This window comes from Oceanicaulis sp. (assembly GCA_040112665.1).
Lineage (GTDB): Bacteria > Pseudomonadota > Alphaproteobacteria > Caulobacterales > Maricaulaceae > Oceanicaulis.
The window spans coordinates 1,132,162-1,154,735 of record CP157796.1 but is presented as its reverse complement, the minus strand read 5'-3'; the positions used below and the strand labels follow the sequence as shown (position 1 = coordinate 1,154,735).

Sequence of the window (22,574 nt, the reverse complement as noted above, 5' to 3'; positions counted from 1 at the left end):
GGCCGGCTTTCGAAGCGTTGAAAAGCGAGGAACACACTTCATCTCGACGCGGTTAACCCCGCGTGAACCGGGCCGCCCGCCGGCGGGTTGCCCGCAGGCGTCCGGCGCGCGATCATGCCGCACGCCGACCGAACCGGCACGAGGGGAACCATCATGACCGTCAAGCGCCTGGCCCGCCTTAGCGCGCCTTTCGCCCTCTTCGCCCTTCTGGGCGCCTGCGCCATCGCACCGGGCGAGGATGCGATCTGCACCGATCCGGGCCCGAACAATCCCGGCTGGCCGTATTGCGCACCGGCCGAGCCCGGCGGTCACACGCCTGGCGACGACCCGATCGATCCCACCGGCCGCGGCGTTCCGTACTGAGGCGCTAGTACGGTTTCACGCCATCGGCCTGGGTGCGCATGGACGGCGCGCACGGAACGGGAGCCTCCCGGCGTGCGCGCCAGTCGTCGAGCGCCCATTTCACCGACGGAAACGCCAGTTCGGACCACGGAATCTCATCCCAGGCGTAGAAGGCGACTTCCTCGCTTTCGGGTCCCGCAGCGATCTCGGGCTCGGTCAGCCGGGCGCGGAAGAAAATCTGCACCTGGCTGATCCGGGGGATCGAATAGACCGCCAGAAGATCCAGCGTCTCGATCTTCGCGCGCGCTTCCTCCCAGGCTTCGCGCGCCGCGCCGGCCTCGACGCTCTCGCCCTGTTCGAGATAGCCCGCAGGCAGCGTCCAGAAGCCGCGCCTGGGCTCGATGGCGCGCCGGCACATCAGGATGCGGCCCTCGCCGTCGGTGACGACCGAGCCCGCGACGATCTTGGGGTTGATGTAATCGACGAAGCCGCAGGTGTCGCAAACCCTTCGCTCGCGATCGTCGCCTTCGGGCACGCGGAAGGAAAAGTCAGGTGTTTTCGGCGCCATGGGGAGGCCTCGCCATCGGCTGTTGCGACATTTTTCCGTATCAGGACGTTGATGTAATGCAATCGTCGCCGAAAACGGCTAGGGTATGCTGACGTTCGATCGCCCGAGGGGGTGGACAATATGGCTGACGAAACGGTTTTCGACCTGGCGCTTTCGCCGGGCCATCTGCTTCACCGCGCGCAGCAATTCGCCGCCGACCGCTTCTCCGAGGCGTCCGGCGGGCTGGAGATCACCCAGCGCCAGTTCGCCGTGCTCTGCGCGGTCCACGCCAAGGAAGGCCTGACCCAGACCCAGCTCGTCCAGGCGACCGGCATCGACCGCTCCACCCTGGCCGAGCTGGTCAGCCGCATGGCGTCCAAGGGCCTTTTGCTGCGCGAAAAGGCGCCGGGCGATGCGCGCGCCAACGCCGTGCGCTTCACCGAAGACGGCCGGGCCCTGTTCAACAAGGCGATCGCCGGCGCGAAAGCCGCCGACGAGGCGATCCTGTCGGCGCTGCCGAAGAACAAGCGCGCGAACTTCGTTGAATCCCTCACCCGCATCAGCCGGGCGAGCGAGCTCGGCGCGGAGGCCGCCAAGATCGAGGCGAAGAAGGCCAAGCAGGCGATGAAAGCCCAGCAGAAGGCCGAGGAGAAGGCGGCCGAGAAAGCCGCCGAAAAGGCCAAGAAAAAGAAGAAAAAGAAGAAGTAGGGCTCAGCCCGCCGCTTCCAGCGCGCCCGCGTTCACCGGCGCGCCGCCCGCTTCGCGCCATTCATCTTCAAACGTCCGTTCCCAGATCTGCGCGTCGATCGCGCCGCGCCAGCGCGCGCGAATGACACCCTCTGCATCGATGAGCAGGGTTTCCGGCGCGCCGGTCACGCCCAGCTCCAGCGCGGCGCGGCCTTCGGGATCGGCGGCGAGCCCGGCGAACGGATCGCCCAGCCGCGTCAGGAAGGCGCGCGCGTCCGCCGGTTCGTCCTTGTACACGATGCCGTAGATCGGCACGCCCTGATCGGCGAGTTCGGTCAGCACCGGATGCTCGACGATGCACGGCGCGCACCAGCTGGCCCAGAGATTGAGCAGGTACGGCCCCTCGATGGTTTCGGGCTCGAACCCGCCCGCGCCGCCGCGAAACTCCGTAAGCGGCAGATCGGGCAGCGGACGGCCGGCCATGGGATCGGCGCCGCCCTCCTCATCGTCGAACAGGGCGACCGCGAAGACGACCATGAGCGCGGCGATCACGCCGAGCGGAATCCAGACGAGGATCTTGTTCACCGCCCCGTCTCCTCGGCTTCGAGGCGTTCGAGACGGTCCAGCCGCGCGCGCGCCCGGCGGCGGGCCGCGATCGTCAGCGCGACCAGCCCGCCGATCCCCAGCAAGGTCAGGCCGTAAGACGACCAGACGAAGGCGGCGTAGCCGTCCATGGCGAAAAAGGCGCTCACAGCGCGGCCTCCGCTTCGAGCCGCCGTTCGCGGCGGCGCTGCAGCTGGTCGGCCTTCCGCTCAAGGATCATCGCCCGCATCGAGGTCAGGACCAGCGCGGTCAGAAGCACGGTGAAGGCCAGCGCCATCACCGAAAGCGGCCAGAGCTTGGAGGCGTGGATGGTCGGTCCGTCGAACCGGATGACGCTGGCGGGCTGGTGCAGCGTGTTCCACCAGTCCACGGAGAATTTGATGATCGGCAGGTTGAGGATGCCCGCCATAGCCAGGATCGAGGCCGAGCGCGCGGCGAGCTTTTCATCCTCCATGGCCGCGCGCAGCGCCATGTAGCCCAGATAGAGAAGGAACAGCACCAGCATCGAGGTCAGCCGCGCGTCCCACACCCACCACGCGCCCCACATCGGCCGGCCCCAGAGCGCGCCGGTGGCGAGACACAGAAAGGCGAAGACCGCGCCCGCCGGCGCCAGGGCGCGCGCGGCGAGATCGGCGAGATTATGCCGCCAGACGAAATACACGAAGCTCGACACCGCCAGCCCGGCATAGGCCGCCATGGCCAGCCAGGCGCTGGGCACGTGGACATACATGATCCGCACCGTCTCGGACTGCTGATAGTCCGGCGGGGAGAACACCAGCGCCCAGGGCAGCCCGATCGCGAACAGGAGCGCAGCGATTCCCCACGCCCACGGGATCACCGCACGGGCGAGCCGGTCGAAGCGCTCAGGATTGGCGAAATAGCTCCACATCGTCGGGTGAGGTAGCTTTCCGAGGGCCAGGGTGCAAGCGCTCTGCGGCGCAGGGCCGCGGGACTACTCCAGCCGCGCCCTGAGCGCCGCCGCTGCGCCGGCCGGCGCGAGGGCGAGGGCGGCGAGCGATCCGGCGGCGGTCATCATCAGGTTCGCACCGGCGAGACCCGTCCCCTCCACCGCCGCGCGGCCCGCGGCCGAGGCGAAGATCAGGAGCGGCACCTGAAGCGGCGCGGCGATCAGCGCGATGAGAAGGCCTGCGCGCTTCAGGCCTGCGGCGAGCGCGCCCGCGAACGCGGCGATCAGGCTGAGCCCCGGCGCGGCCAGCAGCAGGGCGAACCCCAGCACCGCCGCAGATCCGGCGTCGAGCCCGTAGGCGAGCCCGCCGAGAAAGGCGAGAACCGGGACCGGCCAGAACACCGCGGCCGTGAAGGCCAGCGCCTTGATGAGGCACGTCAGAGCGAGCCCCCGGCCCGACAGGGCGTAAAGCTCGAGCGTGCCGTCCGAGGCGTCCTCGCCGAACAGGCGCTCGGCGGATTGCAATGTGGCGAGCAGCGCGGCGAAGGCGACGATCCCGGGCCCAGCCTTCACAAGGGTCGCCGCATCCGGCCCGATCGCGAGCGGCGCCAGCGCCAGGGCGGCGAGATTGAACGCGGCCGGCCCGGCCGGACCGCCCCCGCCCGCCCAGGCGAGCCGGGCTTCGCGTGCAAAAAGAGCCAGGGCCGCGGTCATGAGCCGAGCTCCAGCACGCGCGCCCCCTCCCAGCCGAGATCGACATGGGTGGCCGCGATCACGATCCCGCCCCGCGCGCGGTGATCGGCGGCGAGCGCGGCGAGGCGCTGACGGCTTTTGGTGTCGAGCGGCGCGGCGGGTTCGTCCAGCAGCCAGATTGGACGCTGGGACAGCACCACCCGGGCCAGCGCGGCGCGGCGCTTCTGCCCCGCCGACAGCGTGCCGCAGGGCCGCCGCGCCAGATGCGCCACCGCGAGATCGCGCACCACCTGATCGATCCGGCCGGCCGCACCGCCGGCGAAGGACGTCCAGAATTTCAGCGCGTCCTCCACCGTCTCGGCGGTCTTGAGCCCGTCGGCGTGGGCGAGGAGGGCGACCGCTTCGGGGCCCGGCTCGACGGCCACCTCGCCGTCAGACGGCGCGAACACGCCCGCGAGCGCCCTTAGAAGTGTCGTCTTGCCCGAACCGTTGGGCCCCAGCAGCACCACCGCCTCGCCCGGCGCCGCCTTGAGCGAAAACCCGCTCAGCAGCGTGCGCCCGCCGCGTGACAGGGCGAGGCTGGTGCAGGCGATCGAGGCGGGCGGGAAGGTGGAAAGGCTCATTTGAGGTGAGCAATAGTGCGCGCCGGCGCGCCTGTCCAAAGCCGGCGTGTCGCATGGACCGTTTTGCGAAGCGCTCGCAAGTAAATCCCTCCTCCCTTCGCCGCATTGCGGGCCGGGCGCGAGAGGTCTAAAACGCGCGGCGAAACACCCCGCCGCGCCGCGTGACGGCGCGCGATCCCCTCCCTCAAGCCCCGGTTTTCCGGGCGCGCAGACCCTGCGAGGACGCTCATGGCTTCACTGGACAGCTTCAATTGCCGCCGCGAAATCACCGCCGGCGGACAGACCTATGTCTATTTCGACCTCAAGGAGGCCGAGAAGAACGGCCTTCAGGGCGTCTCGAAGCTGCCCTACACGCTGATGGTCCTTCTTGAAAACCTGCTGCGCTTTGAAGACGGGCGCACGGTGACCAAGGCCGACATCGAGGCGATCGCGGCCTGGACGAACTCGGGCAAGTCCGATCACGAGATCGCCTACCGCCCCGCCCGGGTGCTGATGCAGGACTTCACCGGCGTTCCGGCCGTGGTGGACCTCGCCGCCATGCGCGACGCGACGAAAAATCTCGGCGGGGACCCGAAGTCGGTGAACCCGCTGGTTCCGGTCGATCTGGTGATCGATCACTCGGTCATGGTCGATTATTTCGGCGGCCCGGACAGCTTCAAGAAGAACGTCGAGCGCGAATACGAGCGTAACGGCGAGCGCTACAAGTTCCTGAAATGGGGCGCGAGCGCGTTCGATAATTTCCGCGTCGTCCCGCCGGGCACCGGCATCTGCCACCAGGTCAATCTCGAGCACCTCGCCCAGACGGTCTGGACCAAGGACGAGGACGGGGTCACCTACGCCTTCCCCGACACGCTGGTGGGCACCGACAGCCACACCACCATGATCAACGGCCTGGCCGTGCTGGGCTGGGGCGTGGGCGGCATCGAGGCCGAAGCGGCCATGCTGGGCCAGCCGGTCTCCATGCTCATCCCCGAAGTCATCGGCTTCAAGCTGACCGGGAAAATGGCCGAAGGCGCGACCGCGACCGACCTGGTGCTCACCGTGGTCGAGATGCTCCGCAAGAAGGGCGTGGTCGGCAAGTTCGTCGAATTCTACGGCGAGGGTCTCGATAACCTCTCGCTCGAAGATGCGGCGACCATCGCCAACATGGCGCCCGAATACGGCGCGACCTGCGGCTTCTTCCCCGTCGACAACGAAACGCTGGACTATCTGCGCGCCACCGGCCGCGAGGAAGGCCGCGTCGAGCTGGTCGAGAAATACGCCAAGGCCCAGGGCATGTTCCGCCCCGAGCGCAAGGGCGAGCCGGTCTACACCGACACGCTGCATCTCGACCTCGGCACCGTCGAGCCGTCCCTGGCCGGGCCCAAGCGCCCGCAGGACCGCGTCGCGCTGAGCGACGCCGCAGACGCGTTCGCCCGTGAACTCGACCGCGAGTTCAAGAAGATGGAAGACGCCGGCAAGCGCGTGAACGTCGAGGGCGAGACCTACTCGATCGGCCATGGCGACGTGGTCATCGCGGCGATCACCTCGTGCACCAACACCTCCAACCCCTCGGTCATGCTGGGCGCGGGCCTGGTGGCGCGCAACGCGCTCAAGAAGGGCCTGAAGGTCCAGCCCTGGGTGAAGACCTCGCTGGCGCCGGGCTCCCAGGTGGTCACCGACTATCTGGCCAAAGCCGGGCTTCAGGACGATCTCGACGCGCTCGGGTTCAACCTGGTGGGCTATGGCTGCACCACCTGCATCGGCAATTCCGGTCCGCTTCCGGAGAAGATCTCCAAGGCGATCAAGGAAGGCGATCTGGTCGCCGCCTCGGTGCTGTCGGGCAACCGCAATTTCGAAGGCCGCGTCAGCCCGGACGTGCGGGCGAACTATCTCGCCTCCCCGCCGCTCGTGGTCGCCTACGCCATCGCCGGCACGATGAACATCAATGTCGCCGAGGATCCGATCGGCTATGACGACGAGAACGAGCCGGTCTACCTGAAAGACATCTGGCCCTCCTCGCAGGAAATCGCCGAGGTCGTCCGCGAAGCGGTGACGCCCGAGATGTTCGCCAAGCGCTACGCCGACGTCTTCAAGGGCGACGAGATGTGGCAGGGCATCGAGACCTCCGGCGGCCTGACCTATGACTGGCCGGAGAGCACCTATGTGGCCAACCCGCCCTTCTTCGAAGGCATGTCCACCGACGTGACCCCGCCCAGCGACATCGAGGGCGCGCGGATCCTGGGTCTGTTCGCGGACTCCATCACCACCGACCACATCTCCCCGGCCGGCTCGATCAAGGCCGACAGCCCGGCGGGTCATTACCTGCAGAAGCACGGCGTCACCCCGCGGGAGTTCAACTCCTACGGCGCGCGCCGGGGCAATCACGACGTGATGATGCGCGGCACCTTCGCCAATATCCGCATCAAGAACCAGATGGTGCCCGGCGTCGAAGGCGGCGTGACCAAGTTCCAGCCCTCGGGCGAGGAAATGCCGATCTACGACGCGGCGATGAAATACGCCGAGACCAGCACGCCGCTGGTGGTGTTCGGCGGCAAGGAGTACGGCACCGGCTCCTCGCGCGACTGGGCGGCCAAGGGCACCCGTCTTCTGGGCGTGAAAGCCGTGATCTGCGAGAGCTTCGAGCGCATCCACCGCTCCAACCTCATCGGCATGGGCGTGCTTCCGCTGCAGTTCCAGAACGGCGAGAGCTGGGAGAGCCTCGGCATCACCGGCAAGGAGACCGTCGCGCTCAAAGGCGTCGAAGGCGTCACCCCGCGCGGCGAAGTCACCCTGACGGTGACCTTCGAGGACGGGTCCACGAAAGAGACCAAGCTCCTGGCCCGCATCGACACCGACAACGAGCTCGACTACGTCAAGAACGGCGGCATCCTGCACTACGTCCTGCGCCAGCGCGCTGCGGCGTAAACGCAAGAGCCGAGCGGACACGAAAAACCCCGGCGGAGCGATCCGCCGGGGTTTTTTATGACTCGCGAGGGAGTCACTACGGGCCTTTTGTATAGTCTAGGCCGGAAAATTATACATTACGGGGCCGATTCACCCTCACGTCCGCTTCCGCGGCTCGCCCCAGACATGGCGCTTTTGCTCGACCGGTCCGCCGGGGCGGGGCGGGCGGGCGGGAAAGCCGCCCAGCGTGATCTGACGGTCGTAGAGCGTGATCGCGGCGGCGACCGAAAGGTTGAGGCAGAACTTCGTGGGGATCTTCACCACGTGTTCGCAGCGTTCGAGCATTTCGGGGCTGAGATCGCCGCGCTCGCGGCCCAGCACGTAGGCGGCCGCACGCGGATGGCGGAAGCTGGGGAGCTCGACCGCGTCGTCGGTGAGCTCGACGCCGACCAGCGCGCAGTCGCGCGGCAGCGCCATCTCCTCAAGGCTCTTCCAGTCGTAATACGGCACGTTCAGCGCGGTCTTGGCGGTGTCGGCCTGGAACATCTCCCGCGCCTTGTTCGCCGCGTTCACAGTGAACACGAAGCTGGCGCCGAAGGCGTGACCGGTGCGCATGACGGCGCCGAGATTGCGCGCCTTGGAGACGCCCTCCACGCCGATCGCGAAATAGCCTCTCATCGCTCGCCGATCCTCCCGCGCGTCCGCCTCCCCGGCTTAAGGCCGCGGCTTCGGTACGGCGCGCCGTGGTCCCTCTCACCAGGCCGCGGCCGCTCGAAGCCCGCGCCGGAGAGGGAAGCGTGGAGCCTGGACCTCCACCATACGGACCGGCTTTAGCGGGGTCCGGGCGGATCTGGCAATCGCGGAGAGGCGCGGGCCGGAACGCAAAACGGCCCGCGGCGAGGTCGCCGCGGGCCGCTGCAAGAGCCATCCGTCCGGGGGGAGGAACGGTGGCGGCTCTTATCGGGTCAGTGCACGCTCACCGGCCGGGCGCCGTGCTGGCGCGCAGCGGCGAAGGCGGCGTGCCGGTCGGAGAACACCGCCATGCGGGTGCCGTCCTCGAGGTGGATCGCGTAAAGCGTCGCGTCCTCAGGAAGCTCGATCTCGCTTTCGCTGATCTGGTCGGCGATTTCGGCGGCGGCGATGGTGCGCACATAGACCAGCGGGCTGGTCTCCTGCGCTTCGCTAAAGGTCTGCTCGGTCTGGGACATCTCGTCTTCGCCCCTTCTTTGACTGCTGTTGTACGAGATGTGGGGGCGCGGCGCGGGCCGATCAAGGGCGTGGGGCCGGCGGAGCGGCGCGCGGCCGTTTGACCGCCGCGCCGCCCGCCCCTAGCCTCCAGGCTCACAACCTCAAAGCGGGGGACTTCAGTCCATGTTCAGCACCTTCCTCGTCGCCGCCGCGCTGGCGCTGCAGCCGGCCGAGGCGCAGACCTCCTCCGAGCCGGTCGAGACCGCCATGGCCTTGCTCAACGCCGGCGAGCTCGAAGGCGCAGGCTTCGACGCCGCGATGGCCGATCTTCGCGGGGCGGCCGAAGCCGGCGACGGCGAAGCGATGGTGCTTTTGGGCTCGATCGCCCGGGAAGGTCTCATCGAAGGCGGCGAGGAAGAGGCCCGCGCCTGGTACGAGCGGGCGCGCGCCGAGGCGGACGGCGACACCGCCGGCGCGGCGACGATCTTTCTCGCCCTGGGCTATCTGTTCATCGAGGGCGACCCGGCCCAGGGCCGCGCCCTGCTGGAAGGCCTGGAAGCGACCGGCGACCTCGCGGCCGAGCGGGACGCCTATCTCGGCTATGACCTGCTTCTGGGGATCGGCGGGCCGGCCGATCCCGAGCTCGGCCAGGCGATGATCAACGGCGCGATCGCGCAGGGCTTCGACAACATCGTGCTCGTCGAGACCGCGGGCGATTACTGGAACGATGCCGGAGAGGACGGCGCGCGGCGCAGCGCTGACGACGCGATGCGCCTTTACAAGCACGCCGCCCGGCTCGGCTCGCCGTCTGCGGCCTGGCGCTATGCGATGCTGCTGCTCGAGACCGGCGGGTCGGCGCAGGAGGCCTACGCCTATGTCAGCGGAGCCGCCGAACAAGGCTTCGAGACCGCCATGATCTCACGCGCTGTGATGCTGGCGACCGGCGAAGGCGTGACGCAGGACGCCGCGTCTGCACGCGACTGGTACGCTCGCGCGGCAAGGCAGGGCAGCGCCCACGCTGCACGCGGCCTGGGCGCCATGCTGGTGACCGGAGAGGGCGGCGCGCCCGACCCTGCGACCGGCTACGCCCTGCTCGACATCGCAGCCCGCGCCGGCGACGAGGGCGCGGCGCGCCTGCTCGAACGCCTGCCTGAAGACGGCCATCCGCTTCCCGACGTCGCGGACATCGAAGCCGCCGGCCGCGCCTGGCTCACCGAGGCAGGCATCGACGTAGGCGATTTCGAGTAGGAGCGGCCAGGCCCCGCAGCGACGCTGAGCCAGAGCCGGTCGGATTCAGTCCGGCCCGGTCAGCGGGACCGCGGCGCGCCCGAAAGCCCGGACGGGCTTGAGAATCAGGGACTAGCGTCGAAGCTGTAAGACCCGCGTCCGAATCGAAGGCCGCTCCAAGGCCGACGATCCAGCGCCGGTTGGATGCGGTCCGGCCTGGCGAGCGGGCCGGCGGCGCGCCCGACCGAGCGGAGCGAGGGAGGATCGGAAAAGTGGTGGAGCCAGGCGGAATCGAACCGCCGACCTCTTGAATGCCATTCAAGCGCTCTCCCAACTGAGCTATGGCCCCGAAACCTTTGTCTCAGGCGGGGATTGGGGCCCCCGCCGTTTTCGAGAGCGCGGACCATAGTCGTGGCCGCGCCCCCGATCAAGCGCGCCGTGCGGCGCGTTGCAGTCAGTCGTCGTCTTCGTCGTCGCCGACCCCGATATCGTCGCCGAGATCGTCGTCTTCGTCGTCGAGAAGCACGTCGTCGTCACCGAGATCGGCGTCGTCGTCATCGCCGTCGTCGTCGGAGAAGCCTTCGAGCTCCTCGTCCGGCGAGGCGGCGGCGGCGCGCTTGGGTTTCGGCGTGTCGTCCTCTTCCTCGTCGTCGCCCAGGTCGATGGGCTCCTCGTCGAGCTCGGGACCGTCGTCGTCCTCGTCCTCGTCGGTCTCCTTGTCGTCCTCGACCTCCTTGTCCTCCTCCTCGTCGTCCTTGACGTCGCGCTTGGAGGGCTTGGGGGTCTTCGCGACCACTTCCTCGAAGTAGGAGAGCGGGTATTCCTTACCGGTGAAGGGGGAAACGATCGGATCCTTGTTCAGATCGTAAAACTTCTTGCCGGTTTCAGGACAGGTGCGCTTGGCGCCGAGATCGGGTTTGGGCACGGCAGGGATCCTCGCCAGAAGCCGAACAGGATGGAAAACGGCGCGCCAGTTGCCACGTTCTCCGCCCCCTGTCAAAACCCGATTTCCACCCGTTTCGCACTCGCGCCGGAAAGCCCGCCATGACCGACCTCCCCAAAGCCGCGCACGCGCCGCGCTCCGGACCGGGAACCGCCCGTTCGAGCAAGGGCTTGGCCGGATCGCTGCAGGCCGCGCCGGACAAGTCGGCCTCCCACAGGGCGGTGATCTTTTCTGCGCTGGCGAAGGGGGAAAGCCGCATCGAAGATCTTCTGGAAAGCGGCGACGTGCTGGCCACGGCGAACGCGGTCGCCAGGCTTGGCGCGTCGGTGAAGCGGAGCGAGGACGGGGCGTGGCGGATTTCAGGGGCTGACTGGACCAGCCCGGCCGAACCGCTCGATCTGGGAAATTCCGGCACCGGGGTGCGGCTTCTGATGGGCGCGGCGGCGCGGTTCGACCTCACCGCCGTGTTCAGCGGCGATGAAAGCCTGTCGCGCCGGCCTATGGCCCGGGTGCTCGACCCGCTCGCCACGATGGGCGCGAAAAGCCAGGCGCGCGAGGGCGGCCGCCTGCCGGCGACGCTCAACGGCTCGGCCCGCCTCAAACCCATCGTGTACTCCCCGCCTGTCGCCTCGGCGCAGGTCAAAAGCGCGATCCTGCTGGCGGGGCTGGGCGCGGACGGCGAGACCACGGTCAGCGAGCCGCGGGCGACGCGGGCGCAAACCGAAGTCATGGCCCCGCTCTGGGGGGCTGATCTGGACTGGGCGCGCGAGGGCGAAGGCTTGGTCGCGCGGGTGCGCGGCGGCAGACAGCTCACCGCCTGCGACGTGGCGATCCCCGGCGATCCCAGCTCGGCGGCGTTCCTGATCGCGGCCGCGCTGATCTGCCCGGACAGCGAGATCACCGTGCGCGGGGTGATGCTCAACGAGGCCCGGTTCGGCCTTTACGAGACGCTGAAGGAGATGGGCGCCGATCTTGACATCGTCCCCGCCGGCGAGCGCTGCGGCGAGGCGCTGGTGGACGTCACCGCGCGGACGAGCGTTCTTGAAGGCGTGAACGTGCCCGCCGAACGCGCGCCCTCGATGATCGACGAATACCCGATCCTGTCCGTCCTCGCCGCCTTCGCCGAAGGCCGCACGCAGATGAACGGGCTGGCCGAGCTGCGCGCCAAGGAGAGCGACCGGCTCGCAGCCTCGGCCGCCCTTCTGGTGGCCAACGGCGTTGCGGTCGAGCTGGGCCCCGACAGCCTGGCGGTGGACGGCAAGGGGCCGGGCGGGGTTCCCGGCGGCGGGCTGGTGGCCACCGATCACGACCACCGCCTGGCGATGAGCGGCCTTGTTCTGGGCCTGGGCGCGCAGCAGCCGGTCAAGGTCGACGAAACCGCGATGATCGCCACGAGCTATCCGGGCTTTTTCGACGACATGGCCGCGCTGGGGGCGGATATCGGCTAAACCCGCGCGCAGACTCCCCTAATCGCCGCCGGGCGCTTGCCCGCACCGGGCTTATGGAGTAGGTACGCGCGCGGTTTCGCGCCGGGCGGCCTTCAGGGGCGCCGGCTGCGGGTCCGCAGTCGCCGGGCGGTCAGGGGCCGCGCGCCGGCGCGTTTCAAAGATCATCCTCGATCGTTTGCGCGCCGAAGCCGAGCCCTCACGCCGCCCATTCGTGTGCTTGAACGTTCCGGCCGCTCGCGGCTTTCGACGAAGGAATTTCGCCGCCGCGCGCGGCAAGACCGCCGGACACAACCGGCCGGCCGGAAACCAACAAGACTGTCTCTGGAGCAACCCCAACCCATGTCCGACACCCAAACCTCGTCTCCGACCCAGGACGATTTCGCGCAGATGCTGGAAGCGAGCCTCGCCGGCCGCGACCTGATGGAAGGCTCGGTCGTCAAGGGCCGCGTCACCGCCGTTGAGAACGACGTCGTGGTCATCGACGTCGGCCTGAAGACCGAAGGCCGCGTGGCGCTTCGTGAATTCTCCGGCCCCGGCGCGACCCTTCCCAAGACCGGCGATGACGTCGAAGTCTATCTCGAGCGCATCGAGAACGCGATGGGCGAAGCGGTCCTGAGCCGCGACAAGGCCCGCCGCGAAGAGGCCTGGGATCGCCTCGAAAAGCAGTTCGAGGACAAGGAGCCGGTCACCGGCGCCATCGTCGGCCGGGTCAAGGGCGGCTTCACCGTGGATCTGGGCGGCGCCAGCGCCTTCCTGCCCGGCTCGCAGGTCGACATCCGCCCGGTGCGCGACGTCACCCCGCTGATGAACAAGGAACAGCCCTTCGCGATCCTGAAAATGGACCGTCCGCGGGGCAATATCGTGGTCTCCCGCCGCGCCGTGCTTGAAGAGTCCCGCGCCGAACAGCGCGCCGAACTCGTCGGCCAGCTGGCCGAGGGCGAAGTCCGCGAAGGCGTGGTCAAGAACATCACCGATTACGGTGCGTTCGTGGATCTGGGCGGCATCGACGGCCTGTTGCACGTCACCGACATGAGCTGGAGCCGCGTCGGCCACCCGAGCGAAGTCGTGGAAGTCGGCCAGACGGTCAACGTCCAGATCATCAAGATCAATAAGGAAACCCAGCGCATCTCGCTGGGCATGAAGCAGCTTCAGTCCGATCCCTGGGAAGGCGTCTCGGTCAAGTATCCGGTGGGCGCGGTCTTCACCGGCCGGGTCACCAACATCGCCGAGTACGGCGCCTTCGTGGAGCTCGAGCCGGGCGTGGAAGGCCTGGTCCACGTCTCCGAAATGAGCTGGACCAAGAAGAACATCCACCCGGGCAAGATCGTCTCCACCTCCCAGGAAGTGGACGTGATGGTGCTCGACGTCGATCCCGACAAGCGCCGCGTCTCGCTGGGCATCAAGCAGACCCAGCGCAATCCGTGGGAAGTGTTCGCCGAAACCCACCCCGCCGGCACCGAGGTCGAGGGCGAGGTCAAGAACATCACCGAGTTCGGCCTGTTCATCGGCGTCGACGACGAAATCGACGGCATGGTGCACCTGTCCGATCTCGACTGGGATCGTTCGGGCGAAGACGCCATCCAGGACTACAAGAAGGGCGACATGGTTCGCGCCAAGGTCCTGGACGTCGACGTCGAGAAGGAACGCGTCAGCCTGGGCGTGAAGCAGCTGGCCGGCGATCCGATGGACGACGGCGGCTTCAAGCGCGGCCAGACCGTGACCTGCACCGTGACCGAGATCACCTCGGGCGGCATCGAGGTCGCCGTGGGTTCGGACGGGCTGATGAAGTCCTTCATCCGCAAGTCCGACCTTTCCCGTGACCGCGCCGAGCAGCGCCCCGAGCGCTTCGCCGTCGGCGACAAGGTCGACGCCCGCGTGACCAATATCGACAAGGCGTCGCGCCGCATCTCGGTGTCGATCAAGGCGCTGGAAGTCGCCGAGGAGAAGGAAGCGGTCGAGCAGTACGGCTCCACCGACTCCGGCGCCTCGCTGGGCGACATCCTGGGCGCCGCCCTGAAGGATCAGGACAAGTCCGAATAAGCCCGGACAGGGTCTGAACCGGTTTTATGAAATTCCCCGGAGCCCCCGCTCCGGGGAATTTTATTATGCGTTATGGGCCAATCTGCGATTGACGAACGTTAACCCGTGTTTCTAAGCTGTTTTCAAAAGGGTTAGGGGACGGCCAATGATCAAATCCGAACTCATCGAACGGCTCGCCGAAGCCCACCCGCACCTCTACCAGAAGGATCTGGAGCGGGTGGTGAACTGCGTGCTCGAAGAGATCGCCGAAGCGCTCGAGCGCGGCGAACGGGTCGAGCTGCGCGGCTTCGGCGCCTTCTCGGTTAGAAACCGCCCCCCGCGCCAGGGCCGCAACCCGCGCACCGGCGACCCCGTGCCGGTGAAGGAAAAGCACGTCCCCTTCTTCAAGACCGGCAAGGAATTGCGCGAGCGGGTCGACGGCAAGGCGTGAGCCTGGCGGACGCTGGAATTGAAAAGGCCGCGCCGAAGGGTGCGGCCTTTTTCGTTCGGGGTGATTGAGCGGCGACGCGCCTCGCCGGGAAAATCGCGACCGCTCAGATTTCGTCATCCCCGCGAAAGCGGGGACCCAGCGATCGCCGAACGCCGGCGCCTGAGGCTCTGGGTTCCCGCTTTCGCGGGAATGACGATGGTGAGAGATTGGGGGAAACTCCCTCCCCTCTGTGGGGAGGGTGGGCCGGACCGGCAGGTCCGGGTCGGGTGGGGGCGGCGCTGGCTTCTACCGCGCTCGCGCATGCCGCCGCCCGCTGGCCCCCGCCACCGCGCCGCGCTACATCAGCGCCATGACGATCCAGGTGAAATTCTGCGGGCTGAACGACGACGCCGCCGTCGACGCTGCGGTGGACGCGGGCGCGGACTATCTGGGCTTCGTGATCTTCCCAAGAAGCCCGCGCCATGTGAGCCCGGAGACCGCAGGCGCGCTCAGCCGCCGCAAGGGCGCGGCGAAGTCGGTCGCCGTGCTGGTCGATCCCGACGACGCGCTGCTGGCCGAGGTGCTGGTGAAGATGCGACCCGATTTCATCCAGCTGCACGGCGAGGAAAGCCCGCTGCGCTGCCATGACGTGCGCCAGTACGCCGAGGCCGGCGTGTGGAAGGCGCTGGGCGTGGCCGAGGCTGGCGATCTGTCCAGGGCCGGGCGCTATCGCGGCCATGTGGACGGCTTCGTGTTCGACGCGCGCCCGCCGAAAGGATCGAGCCGGCCCGGCGGGCTGGGGCAGGCCTGGGATTACGGCCTTCTGAAGGGCTTCGATCCGGGCGCGCCCTGGCTTCTGGCCGGCGGGCTCGCCGTGGACACCGTCGCAGGCGCCGTCGCCGCCTCCGGCGCGGCGGGCGTGGACGTCGTCAGCGGCGTGGAGTCCGCGCCCGGCGTGAAGGACCTGTCCCGGTTCGCGCCCTTCGCCGCTGCGGCCCGGTCATGAGCCCGCTTGCGTCTCGCAGGGGTTCGCGCTTGTGTACACCCCACCCCGGCCCTCCCCTGAAGGGGAGGGAGGCGAAACGCTTCGCCGCCCGAACCAGATGAACGCGGGACGCCGCCCCAGCCCACCCTCCCCCCTCGGGGGAGGGCCGGGGTGGGGGCGCCCGAACGGTAGATCGACATGACCAACCCCAACGCCTTTTCCCAGTTTCCCGACGCCGAGGGCCGGTTCGGAGAGTTCGGCGGGCGCTATGTCGCCGAAACGCTGATGCCGAACATACTGGCGCTCGAAAAGGCCTATGATCGGTATAAGGACGATCCGGACTTCGTGGCCGAGTTCGACCTGTTCAGCCGCGACTTCGTCGGCCGTCCGAGCCCGCTCTACTTCGCCGAACGGCTGACCGGGGCCTTCGGCGGGGCGCAGATCTGGTTCAAGCGCGACGAGCTCAACCACACCGGCGCGCACAAGATCAACAACTGCCTGGGCCAGGTGCTGCTGGCCAAGCGCATGGGCAAGACCCGGATCATCGCGGAGACTGGCGCAGGCCAGCACGGCGTGGCGACCGCCACCGTCGCGGCGCGCTTCGGCCTGCCGTGCGAGGTGTTCATGGGCGCGACCGATGTCGAGCGCCAGAAACCCAACGTGTTCCGTATGAAGCTTCTGGGCGCGAAGGTGCATGCGGTCACGTCAGGGCGCGGCACGCTGAAGGACGCGATGAACGAGGCGCTGCGCGACTGGGTGACCTATCCAGACGAGACCTTCTACGTGATCGGGACGGTCGCCGGCCCGCACCCCTATCCGATGATGGTGCGCGATTTTCAGTCCGTGATCGGACGCGAGGCCCGAGCCCAGATGATGGAGCGGCTGGGGCGGCTGCCTGACGCGGCCGTGGCCTGCATCGGCGGCGGCTCGAACGCGATGGGGCTGTTTCACCCCTTCCTCGAGGACGAGAGCGTGCGCCTGATCGGGGTGGAGGCCGCCGGCAAGGGGCTGGACGGTCCCGATCACGCCGCGAGCCTGAACGGCGGCCGGCCGGGCATCCTTCACGGCAACAAGACCTATCTTCTTCAGGATGCGGACGGTCAGATCACCGAAGGCCACTCGATCTCCGCCGGGCTCGACTATCCCGGCATCGGCCCCGAGCACGCCTTCCTGCACGACGCCGGCCGCGCGGAATATCAGGCCGCCACCGACGACGAGGCGCTGGAGATGTTCCAGATGTGCGCCAGGCTCGAAGGCATCATCCCCGCGCTCGAACCCGCCCATGCGCTGGCGCGTGTGCGCGACCTGGCCAAGGAGCTGGGCCCTGAAGGGATCATCCTGATGAACATGTGCGGCCGCGGCGACAAGGACGTGTTCAGCGTCGCCGACGCGCTTGGGGTGGCGCTTTAGCGCAAAACGGGAAATGTTACGCGCCTGAGGCGAATTGCGCCGCTTGTCTGTAACGACGCGCGTAACTACAATGCTGTTTGAATGGGACGAGGCGAAGGACGCCGCCCACCGCGCCAAGCACGGGATCGGGTTCAGCGAGGCGGTGGAGCTGTTCGCCGGTAATCACGTCGTGATACCGGCGCGCGAGGGGCCGGACGGCGAAGTGCGGTGGAAGGCGATCGGCCCGCTTCGCAACAGGCCTGTGATCGTCGTCGTTCATACCGATCGACACGGCAAGACGCGCATCATCTCCGCCCGTCCCGCCAGCCGCGAGGAGAGGAGCCGCTATTATGGGACGCACGGTTCGCGTGAGACTTGAAGACCTGCCGCCGGTGTCCGAAGAGCGCCTGCGCGAGATCGAGGCGATCCGCGACGAAGACATCGACTTCTCCGACATCCCCGAGCTGACCGAGGAAGATTTCGCGCGCGGCGTCTGGAAGCCGGGCTTCGGCAAGAAGCAGCTGACCGTGCGATTCGACGCCGACGTGATCGAATTCTTCAAGCAGGGCGGGCGCGGATACCAGACCCGCATGAACGCGGTCCTGCGCGCCTATATGAACGCGATCAAGCGCGACGCAGGCTGAGCCCGAGCGGCTCACCTGCAGGCTGGCGCGGGCATTGCCGCTTCGCTAAACAGGCGGACATGACCCGCCTTTCCCCGACCTTTGCGCGCCTTGCGCAGGAAAACACCGCCGGTTTCGTGGCTTACGTCATGGCCGGCGATCCCGACGCCGACACCACGCTTGAGATGATGACCGGCTTGGCCGAGGCCGGTGCGGACGTCATCGAGCTGGGCGTGCCGTTCACCGATCCGATGGCGGACGGTCCGACCATCCAGCGCGCCGCGATCCGGGCGCTGGAGGGCGGCATGACGCTTTCAGGCGTGCTCGAGATCGTAAAGCGGTTCCGGGAGACGAACTCAGACACCCCTGTCGTGCTGATGGGCTACGCCAACCCGTTCTTCTCGCGCGGCTACGTAGAGGCGGCTGCGGCGATGGCCGAGGCGGGCGCGGACGGGCTGATCTGCGTGGACATCCCGCCCGAGGAGGACGCCGAGCTGCGCGAGGCGCTGCACGGCCACGGCCTCGCCTTCGTGCGCCTGGCCGCGCCGACCACCTCGGACGAGCGCCTGCCGCAGGTGGTGACGCACGCGTCCGGTTTCGTCTATTACGTCTCGACGACAGGCGTCACCGGCGCCGGCTCTGGCCAGACCGCGGACATCGCCGCGGCGGTCGAGCGGGTGCGCACCGCGTCCGGCCTGCCCGTCGCGGTCGGGTTCGGCGTGAAGACGCCCGAGCGCGCCGCGGAGATCGGCAAGGTCGCCGACGCGGTCGTCGTGGGTTCGGCGATCGTGGACGCGCTGGACACCGGCGGCGTGGACCAGGCCTTGCATCTGGCCCGGCGACTGGCCGACGCGGCGCACCGCGCGCGCGGCTGAAGAGAGGAAAGGCGTGTCATGAGCTGGCTTCAACGCATCACCCCGCCCGGCGTGCAGCGCATGTTCGAAAAGCGCGACACGCCCGAAAATCTCTGGGTGAAATGCCCGCTGTCCGGCGAGATGGTCTTCACCAAGGACCTTGAAGCCGGGCTCTACGTCACGCCCGCCGGCCATCACATGCGCATCGGCCCGGCCCAGCGTTTCAAGTACACTTTCGACGGGGAGTGGACCGAGACCCCCATTCCCGAGGTCGCCAAGGACCCGCTGAAATTCCGCGACGACAAGCCCTACACCAACCGCCTGGCCGCCGCGCGCAAGAAGACCGGCCGCGAGGACGCGATGGCGATCGCGACGGGCCGCGTGCAGGGGCTGGAGACCACGATCATCGTTCAGGACTTCTCCTTCATGGGCGGGTCGCTGGGCATGGGCGCGGGCGAGGCCTTCATCAAGGCCTGCGAAGTCGCAGTGCAGAAGCGCACGCCTCTGGTCTGCTTCACCGCGGCGGGCGGCGCGCGCATGCAGGAAGGCGCGCTGAGCCTGATGCAGATGCCGCGCACCACGCTGGGCGTGGAAATGCTGCGCGATGCCGGCCTGCCTTACGTGGTGGTGCTGTGCGATCCCACCACGGGCGGGGTGACGGCGAGCTACGCCATGCTGGGCGACGTGCATCTGGCCGAGCCCGGCGCGCTGATCGGCTTCGCCGGCCCGCGCGTGATCGAGCAGACCATCCGCGAAAAGCTGCCCGAGGGCTTTCAGCGCTCGGAATACCTTCAGGAGAAGGGCATGGTGGACAAGGTCGTCCACCGCAAGGACCTGCCGAAAACGCTGGGCAACATTCTGCGCGTCCTGATGAAACGTCCGGCGGTGACCCAGAGCGGCGTTCCGGCGACGGCCGAGGCGAAGACCGGGTCGGACTAAGACGCCCCACTCACTCCCGCCGGAACCAGCCCCCGTGAGCACAGCTGAGACCATCGACGCCGCGCTGGAGCGGCTGGCGCGCCGGCACCCCAAATCCATCGACCTGTCGCTGGACCGGATGACCCGCCTGCTCGACGCGCTGGGAAACCCCCAGCGCCGCCTGCCGCCTGCGATCCATATCGCAGGGACCAACGGCAAGGGCTCGGTCGCAGCCTTTCTCAAGGCTGTCGCCGAAGCCAGCGGCGAGCGGGTGCATGTCTACACCTCGCCCCATCTGGTGCGCTTCAACGAGCGGATCGTGCTTTCTGGCGAGATCGTCGACGACGCGCGGCTGAAGGCCGCCTTCGACCGCGTGGAGGCGGCCAATGGCGAGGCGCCGATCACGTTTTTCGAAGCGACCACGGCGGCGGCGTTCCTATTGTTTTCCGAAACCCCGGCCGACCGGCTGTTCCTGGAGACCGGGCTCGGCGGACGGCTCGACGCCACCAACATGCTCGACCGGCCCGAATGCACGGTGATCACGCCGGTGGGCCTCGATCATCAGGCCTTCCTCGGCGACACGGTGGCGCTCATAGCCGCGGAGAAGGCGGGCATCATCAAGCCCGGCGTTCCCCTGGTGATCGGTCCGCAGCCCGACGCCGCGCGCCGGGTCATTTACGACGCCGCGCTGAGGCTCGGCGCGCCGGTCCGCGCCTGGGGCGAGGCGTTCAGCGCCCATCCCGAGCACGGGCGCATGGTCTACCAGGAAGACGACCTGCTCTGGGATCTGCCGCGCCCCGCGCTGGCCGGGCCGCACCAGATCGTCAACGCCGCGGTCGCCTGCGCTGCGGCGCGGGTGTGCGGCTACGGCCAAAACGCGGCGCGGGAGGGTCTCGCGAACGCGCGCTGGCCGGCGCGGCTGCAGCGGCTGACCGGCGGGCCGCTGGCCGGGATCGCCTTGGCGCGCGGTGCGGAGCTCTGGCTCGACGGCGGGCACAATCCCGCCGCCGCCGAGGTCCTCGCCGCCGCCCTGGGCCAGATGGACGGCGACCGGCCGCTCGTGCTCGTCAGCGCGTTTTCCGCCAACAAGGATCCGGCGGGCTATTTCGCCTATTTCACCGGGCTCGCCGCACGCGTGATCGCGATCGGCTTCTCGGGCGGCCGGGAAGGCTCCAAACCCGCCCAGGACGTCGCCGACGCCGCGCGCGGCGCCGACATCCCCGCCCAGACCGCTTCGGGCCTGATCGCCGCGATCCACGACGCGCTGGAAGACTACGACCAACCCCGCATCGTCATCTGCGGTTCGCTCTACCTCGCCGGCGAAGCGCTGGCGCTCGGCACGGGCGAAGCGGTGCAGTCCACGCCGGGGTGAGCGGTTTGGGGAGCAGGCTGCTGAAGCCGGACTTCCGTCAGAATTTTTTCAGCGTCGTCAGGAGCGCTTTCAACGGCTCGAGGCCATGGCTGCTCATGCCCGACCTGCGGAGGGTCTCGATGTCGGCTTCGATCACAGCCTGCGCCGTCTCCTTCGGTACGGCCCCGCTTCTGATCAACAGCGCGAACACGACGCGTGTCGCCGCCAGTTGCCCGATTTCCCAGTCGGCGTCGGGAGTATCCGAGTGCTTCGCCATTAGTCCGACCCTTTCACAGCCTGGCCGTAACGCTAGCGCGGCTCGGGACCGGTTGCGAGCGGCCGGGCCTGCCGGAATAGGCAGGATTGCAATCCGCACTCGGCTGAGCGGTTTCCGGCTTTTCCGAATCGGACAATTTTCCTATACTCGGGCGCATGATGAGACTGTGCGCCTTATACGGGTGTATTTTGCTCCTGACGCCCGCTGCGGTCGCAGAGCCGCTACCTGGGCCTGTACCCGCCGAGATCGTCCGCGTGATCGACGGGGACACGATCGCCGTGCGCGCCAATATCTGGCCGGGCCATTATGTGGAGACCCGCGTCAGGCTGGGCGGGGCGGACACGCCGGAGACGTTCCGGCCCGGCTGCGAGGCCGAGCGGGCGCGCGGCGAGGACGCGAAGGCCTTCACCGACGCCTGGCTGACCGGCGAGGCGGGCTATGTCCGCATTTCGCTGACCGAGATCGATCTGGGCAGTTTCGCCGGCCGGGTGATCGCCCGGATCGGGCGCGCGGACGGCGCGGATCTGTCCGACGCGCTGATCGCAGCCGATCTCGCCAGCCCCTACGGGCAGGAGCGGGACTGGTGCGCGGTCGCGCCCAGCCCGCCCTCGCGCTGAGCGGTCTTACCGCCGCCCGCGCCGCCGGTCGTCGGCCTGCACGTCCTCGTCGTCCAGGACGAAGAGGCGGGGGTCGAGCCGGACGCCGCGCTCTAGACCTGTGAGCGAGACTTCGGTGAGCCCGCCCATCGCGTCCACCGCATACCAGCCTTCGAGCACCATGGCCTCGGCCGGCGCGGACGCGTCCGGATCGGCGAAGACCAGGGTCAGCCGCCCGTCCACCTCGCCGTCAGGATCGGTGAGGGTGATGTAGAGCTTGCCTTGCGCGCGCCCGGCTTCGGTGACCGCGGCTTCGATCGCTTCGCTGTCGCCGAGCAGAAAGCGCAGCGGGGTGGCCGAGATCGGCGCGCGGTCCACGGTCTCGAGATCGAAATCGGCGATCGCCACGGTCGCGCCGTCGGCCACCAGCAGGACCGGGCTCGGATCGTCATAGTCGAACCGCACGCGGCCCGGACGCTGAAGCGCCAGATCGCCTGCGGTCTGGCTGCCGTCGGGCGAGATCTGCGTGAACCGGCCGCGCAGCGTCTGCACGCCCTCGAACCAGGCCCGCGCGCGCGCCGCTTCGGTCTCGCTCATCTGCGGACCGGTCTGGGCGGCGACCGTTTCGGGCGCGGGAAGCGGCTCGGCCTCGGCCGGTTCGCCCTGAGATTCGGATTGAGGCTCGGCTTCCGCCTCGGCCTCCCGCGTTTCAGGCGCGGGCTGGACCGCCAGCACGCTGGCGATCGCGGTCTCTGCCGCGGGTGCGGCGGGTTGCTGGGCGGCGCTCGTCTCGGCCGCGCGCGCATAGGCGTCGGCGAACGGGGCGAGGGCCTGCGAAGGGGCGGTCCCGTCTCCGGCGAAGAAAGACAGGGCGGCCGGAAGGAAGAGGGCGATCATGTTCATGACGCCGTGTGTACGCGGTGATCGGGGCGCTTTGAAGGCCCGCGCGTTCATGCAGCGTGCAGTTTTCACCGGTCTCCCTCGCCTCCGCTCGGTCGATCCTCCCCCGGCCTGCGGCCGGGGTCCGGGCGGGCGGTC

Annotated in this window: 26 protein-coding genes and 1 tRNA gene; 15 read left to right on the top strand and 12 right to left on the bottom strand. The window is 68.5% G+C overall.

What is annotated here, in order from left to right; all coding sequences use genetic code 11:
- The first annotated feature begins 153 nt into the window (after nucleotides 1–153).
- Complete coding sequence (locus tag ABL308_05470) at nucleotides 154–363, top strand: hypothetical protein (GenBank protein XBQ17328.1); 210 nt, start codon at nucleotides 154–156, stop codon at nucleotides 361–363.
- 4 nt (nucleotides 364–367) lie between these two features.
- Here the strand turns inward: ABL308_05470 and ABL308_05465 are convergent, their stop codons facing one another.
- The gene (locus ABL308_05465) at nucleotides 368–910 is read right to left on the bottom strand and encodes an NUDIX hydrolase (GenBank protein ID XBQ17327.1); all 543 of its coding nucleotides are present in this window, start codon (nucleotides 908–910) and stop codon (nucleotides 368–370) included.
- 120 nt (nucleotides 911–1,030) lie between these two features.
- Here ABL308_05465 and ABL308_05460 point away from each other — a divergent pair, with 120 nt between their 5' ends.
- Nucleotides 1,031–1,597, top strand: a complete 567-nt coding sequence (locus ABL308_05460) for a MarR family transcriptional regulator (protein ID XBQ17326.1) — start codon at nucleotides 1,031–1,033, stop codon at nucleotides 1,595–1,597.
- Between the two features lie 3 nt (nucleotides 1,598–1,600).
- Here ABL308_05460 and ABL308_05455 read toward each other — a convergent pair whose 3' ends face one another.
- The 5 genes from ABL308_05455 to ccmA all read right to left on the bottom strand — a co-directional run bounded on the left by ABL308_05455 (nucleotide 1,601) and on the right by ccmA (nucleotide 4,402).
- Nucleotides 1,601–2,161: a DsbE family thiol:disulfide interchange protein gene (locus tag ABL308_05455; GenBank protein XBQ17325.1), complete on the bottom strand. Its 561-nt coding sequence runs from the start codon at nucleotides 2,159–2,161 to the stop codon at nucleotides 1,601–1,603.
- A complete protein-coding gene (ccmD, locus tag ABL308_05450) occupies nucleotides 2,158–2,328 on the bottom strand; it encodes a heme exporter protein CcmD (GenBank protein ID XBQ17324.1) in 171 nt (56 codons plus the stop codon). Before ccmD ends, ABL308_05455 begins: the two co-directional genes overlap by 4 nt.
- The gene (ccmC, locus tag ABL308_05445) at nucleotides 2,325–3,068 is read right to left on the bottom strand and encodes a heme ABC transporter permease CcmC (GenBank protein XBQ17323.1); all 744 of its coding nucleotides are present in this window, start codon (nucleotides 3,066–3,068) and stop codon (nucleotides 2,325–2,327) included. The genes ccmD and ccmC overlap by 4 nt, the downstream gene beginning before the upstream one ends.
- A 63-nt stretch (nucleotides 3,069–3,131) precedes the next feature.
- The gene (locus ABL308_05440; protein ID XBQ17322.1) at nucleotides 3,132–3,800 is read right to left on the bottom strand and encodes a heme exporter protein CcmB; all 669 of its coding nucleotides are present in this window, start codon (nucleotides 3,798–3,800) and stop codon (nucleotides 3,132–3,134) included.
- Nucleotides 3,797–4,402, bottom strand: coding sequence for a heme ABC exporter ATP-binding protein CcmA (gene ccmA, locus ABL308_05435; GenBank protein XBQ17321.1), 606 nt, complete (start codon nucleotides 4,400–4,402; stop codon nucleotides 3,797–3,799). Before ccmA ends, ABL308_05440 begins: the two co-directional genes overlap by 4 nt.
- A gap of 228 nt (nucleotides 4,403–4,630) precedes the next feature.
- Between ccmA and acnA the strand changes: the two genes are divergently transcribed.
- Nucleotides 4,631–7,309, top strand: coding sequence for an aconitate hydratase AcnA (acnA, locus tag ABL308_05430; protein XBQ17320.1), 2,679 nt, complete (start codon nucleotides 4,631–4,633; stop codon nucleotides 7,307–7,309).
- Nucleotides 7,310–7,444: 135 nt separating this feature from the next.
- On the opposite strand, the gene ABL308_05425 is transcribed toward acnA, so the two are convergent.
- Both ABL308_05425 and ABL308_05420 read right to left on the bottom strand, forming a co-directional pair.
- Nucleotides 7,445–7,966: an RNA methyltransferase gene (locus ABL308_05425; GenBank protein XBQ17319.1), complete on the bottom strand. Its 522-nt coding sequence runs from the start codon at nucleotides 7,964–7,966 to the stop codon at nucleotides 7,445–7,447.
- Nucleotides 7,967–8,253: 287 nt separating this feature from the next.
- Nucleotides 8,254–8,496 carry a DUF1150 family protein gene (locus tag ABL308_05420; GenBank protein XBQ17318.1) on the bottom strand — a complete coding sequence of 81 codons (243 nt, stop codon included), beginning with the start codon at nucleotides 8,494–8,496 and terminating at the stop codon, nucleotides 8,254–8,256.
- A gap of 163 nt (nucleotides 8,497–8,659) precedes the next feature.
- On the opposite strand from ABL308_05420, the gene ABL308_05415 reads away from it, so the two are divergent.
- A complete protein-coding gene (locus tag ABL308_05415) occupies nucleotides 8,660–9,724 on the top strand; it encodes a tetratricopeptide repeat protein (GenBank protein XBQ17317.1) in 1,065 nt (354 codons plus the stop codon).
- 252 nt (nucleotides 9,725–9,976) lie between these two features.
- Here ABL308_05415 and ABL308_05410 read toward each other — a convergent pair.
- Nucleotides 9,977–10,052: transfer RNA gene (locus ABL308_05410), tRNA-Ala, on the bottom strand.
- A 105-nt stretch (nucleotides 10,053–10,157) separates the two neighbouring features.
- The gene (locus ABL308_05405) at nucleotides 10,158–10,628 is read right to left on the bottom strand and encodes a TIGR02300 family protein (protein XBQ17316.1); all 471 of its coding nucleotides are present in this window, start codon (nucleotides 10,626–10,628) and stop codon (nucleotides 10,158–10,160) included.
- A gap of 119 nt (nucleotides 10,629–10,747) precedes the next feature.
- On the opposite strand from ABL308_05405, the gene aroA reads away from it, so the two are divergent.
- The 10 genes from aroA to ABL308_05355 all read left to right on the top strand — a co-directional run bounded on the left by aroA (nucleotide 10,748) and on the right by ABL308_05355 (nucleotide 20,684).
- Complete coding sequence (aroA, locus tag ABL308_05400) at nucleotides 10,748–12,094, top strand: 3-phosphoshikimate 1-carboxyvinyltransferase (protein ID XBQ17315.1); 1,347 nt, start codon at nucleotides 10,748–10,750, stop codon at nucleotides 12,092–12,094.
- Between the two features lie 339 nt (nucleotides 12,095–12,433).
- Nucleotides 12,434–14,134, top strand: coding sequence for a 30S ribosomal protein S1 (rpsA, locus tag ABL308_05395; GenBank protein ID XBQ17314.1), 1,701 nt, complete (start codon nucleotides 12,434–12,436; stop codon nucleotides 14,132–14,134).
- A gap of 145 nt (nucleotides 14,135–14,279) precedes the next feature.
- Nucleotides 14,280–14,564: an integration host factor subunit beta gene (locus tag ABL308_05390; protein XBQ17313.1), complete on the top strand. Its 285-nt coding sequence runs from the start codon at nucleotides 14,280–14,282 to the stop codon at nucleotides 14,562–14,564.
- Nucleotides 14,565–14,913: 349 nt separating this feature from the next.
- Nucleotides 14,914–15,549 carry a phosphoribosylanthranilate isomerase gene (locus ABL308_05385; GenBank protein ID XBQ17312.1) on the top strand — a complete coding sequence of 212 codons (636 nt, stop codon included), beginning with the start codon at nucleotides 14,914–14,916 and terminating at the stop codon, nucleotides 15,547–15,549.
- 177 nt (nucleotides 15,550–15,726) lie between these two features.
- Nucleotides 15,727–16,938 (top strand): tryptophan synthase subunit beta, encoded by a 1,212-nt coding sequence (trpB, locus tag ABL308_05380; protein ID XBQ17311.1) that lies wholly within the window; start codon nucleotides 15,727–15,729, stop codon nucleotides 16,936–16,938.
- Nucleotides 16,939–17,008: 70 nt separating this feature from the next.
- Nucleotides 17,009–17,296, top strand: a complete 288-nt coding sequence (locus tag ABL308_05375; protein XBQ17310.1) for a BrnT family toxin — start codon at nucleotides 17,009–17,011, stop codon at nucleotides 17,294–17,296.
- Nucleotides 17,268–17,561, top strand: coding sequence for a BrnA antitoxin family protein (locus ABL308_05370; protein XBQ17309.1), 294 nt, complete (start codon nucleotides 17,268–17,270; stop codon nucleotides 17,559–17,561). The genes ABL308_05375 and ABL308_05370 overlap by 29 nt, the downstream gene beginning before the upstream one ends.
- Before the next feature lie 59 nt (nucleotides 17,562–17,620).
- A complete protein-coding gene (gene trpA / locus ABL308_05365; protein ID XBQ17308.1) occupies nucleotides 17,621–18,415 on the top strand; it encodes a tryptophan synthase subunit alpha in 795 nt (264 codons plus the stop codon).
- An 18-nt stretch (nucleotides 18,416–18,433) separates the two neighbouring features.
- The gene (gene accD, locus ABL308_05360; GenBank protein ID XBQ17307.1) at nucleotides 18,434–19,333 is read left to right on the top strand and encodes an acetyl-CoA carboxylase, carboxyltransferase subunit beta; all 900 of its coding nucleotides are present in this window, start codon (nucleotides 18,434–18,436) and stop codon (nucleotides 19,331–19,333) included.
- 34 nt (nucleotides 19,334–19,367) lie between these two features.
- Nucleotides 19,368–20,684 carry a folylpolyglutamate synthase/dihydrofolate synthase family protein gene (locus ABL308_05355; GenBank protein ID XBQ17306.1) on the top strand — a complete coding sequence of 439 codons (1,317 nt, stop codon included), beginning with the start codon at nucleotides 19,368–19,370 and terminating at the stop codon, nucleotides 20,682–20,684.
- Nucleotides 20,685–20,721: 37 nt separating this feature from the next.
- Here ABL308_05355 and ABL308_05350 read toward each other — a convergent pair whose 3' ends face one another.
- Nucleotides 20,722–20,940: a hypothetical protein gene (locus ABL308_05350; protein ID XBQ17305.1), complete on the bottom strand. Its 219-nt coding sequence runs from the start codon at nucleotides 20,938–20,940 to the stop codon at nucleotides 20,722–20,724.
- Nucleotides 20,941–21,128: 188 nt separating this feature from the next.
- Here ABL308_05350 and ABL308_05345 point away from each other — a divergent pair, with 188 nt between their 5' ends.
- The gene (locus tag ABL308_05345) at nucleotides 21,129–21,557 is read left to right on the top strand and encodes a nuclease (protein XBQ17304.1); all 429 of its coding nucleotides are present in this window, start codon (nucleotides 21,129–21,131) and stop codon (nucleotides 21,555–21,557) included.
- A 6-nt stretch (nucleotides 21,558–21,563) separates the two neighbouring features.
- Here the strand turns inward: ABL308_05345 and ABL308_05340 are convergent, their stop codons facing one another.
- Nucleotides 21,564–22,433 carry an outer-membrane lipoprotein carrier protein LolA gene (locus tag ABL308_05340; protein XBQ17303.1) on the bottom strand — a complete coding sequence of 290 codons (870 nt, stop codon included), beginning with the start codon at nucleotides 22,431–22,433 and terminating at the stop codon, nucleotides 21,564–21,566.
- Nucleotides 22,434–22,574 lie beyond the last annotated feature (141 nt).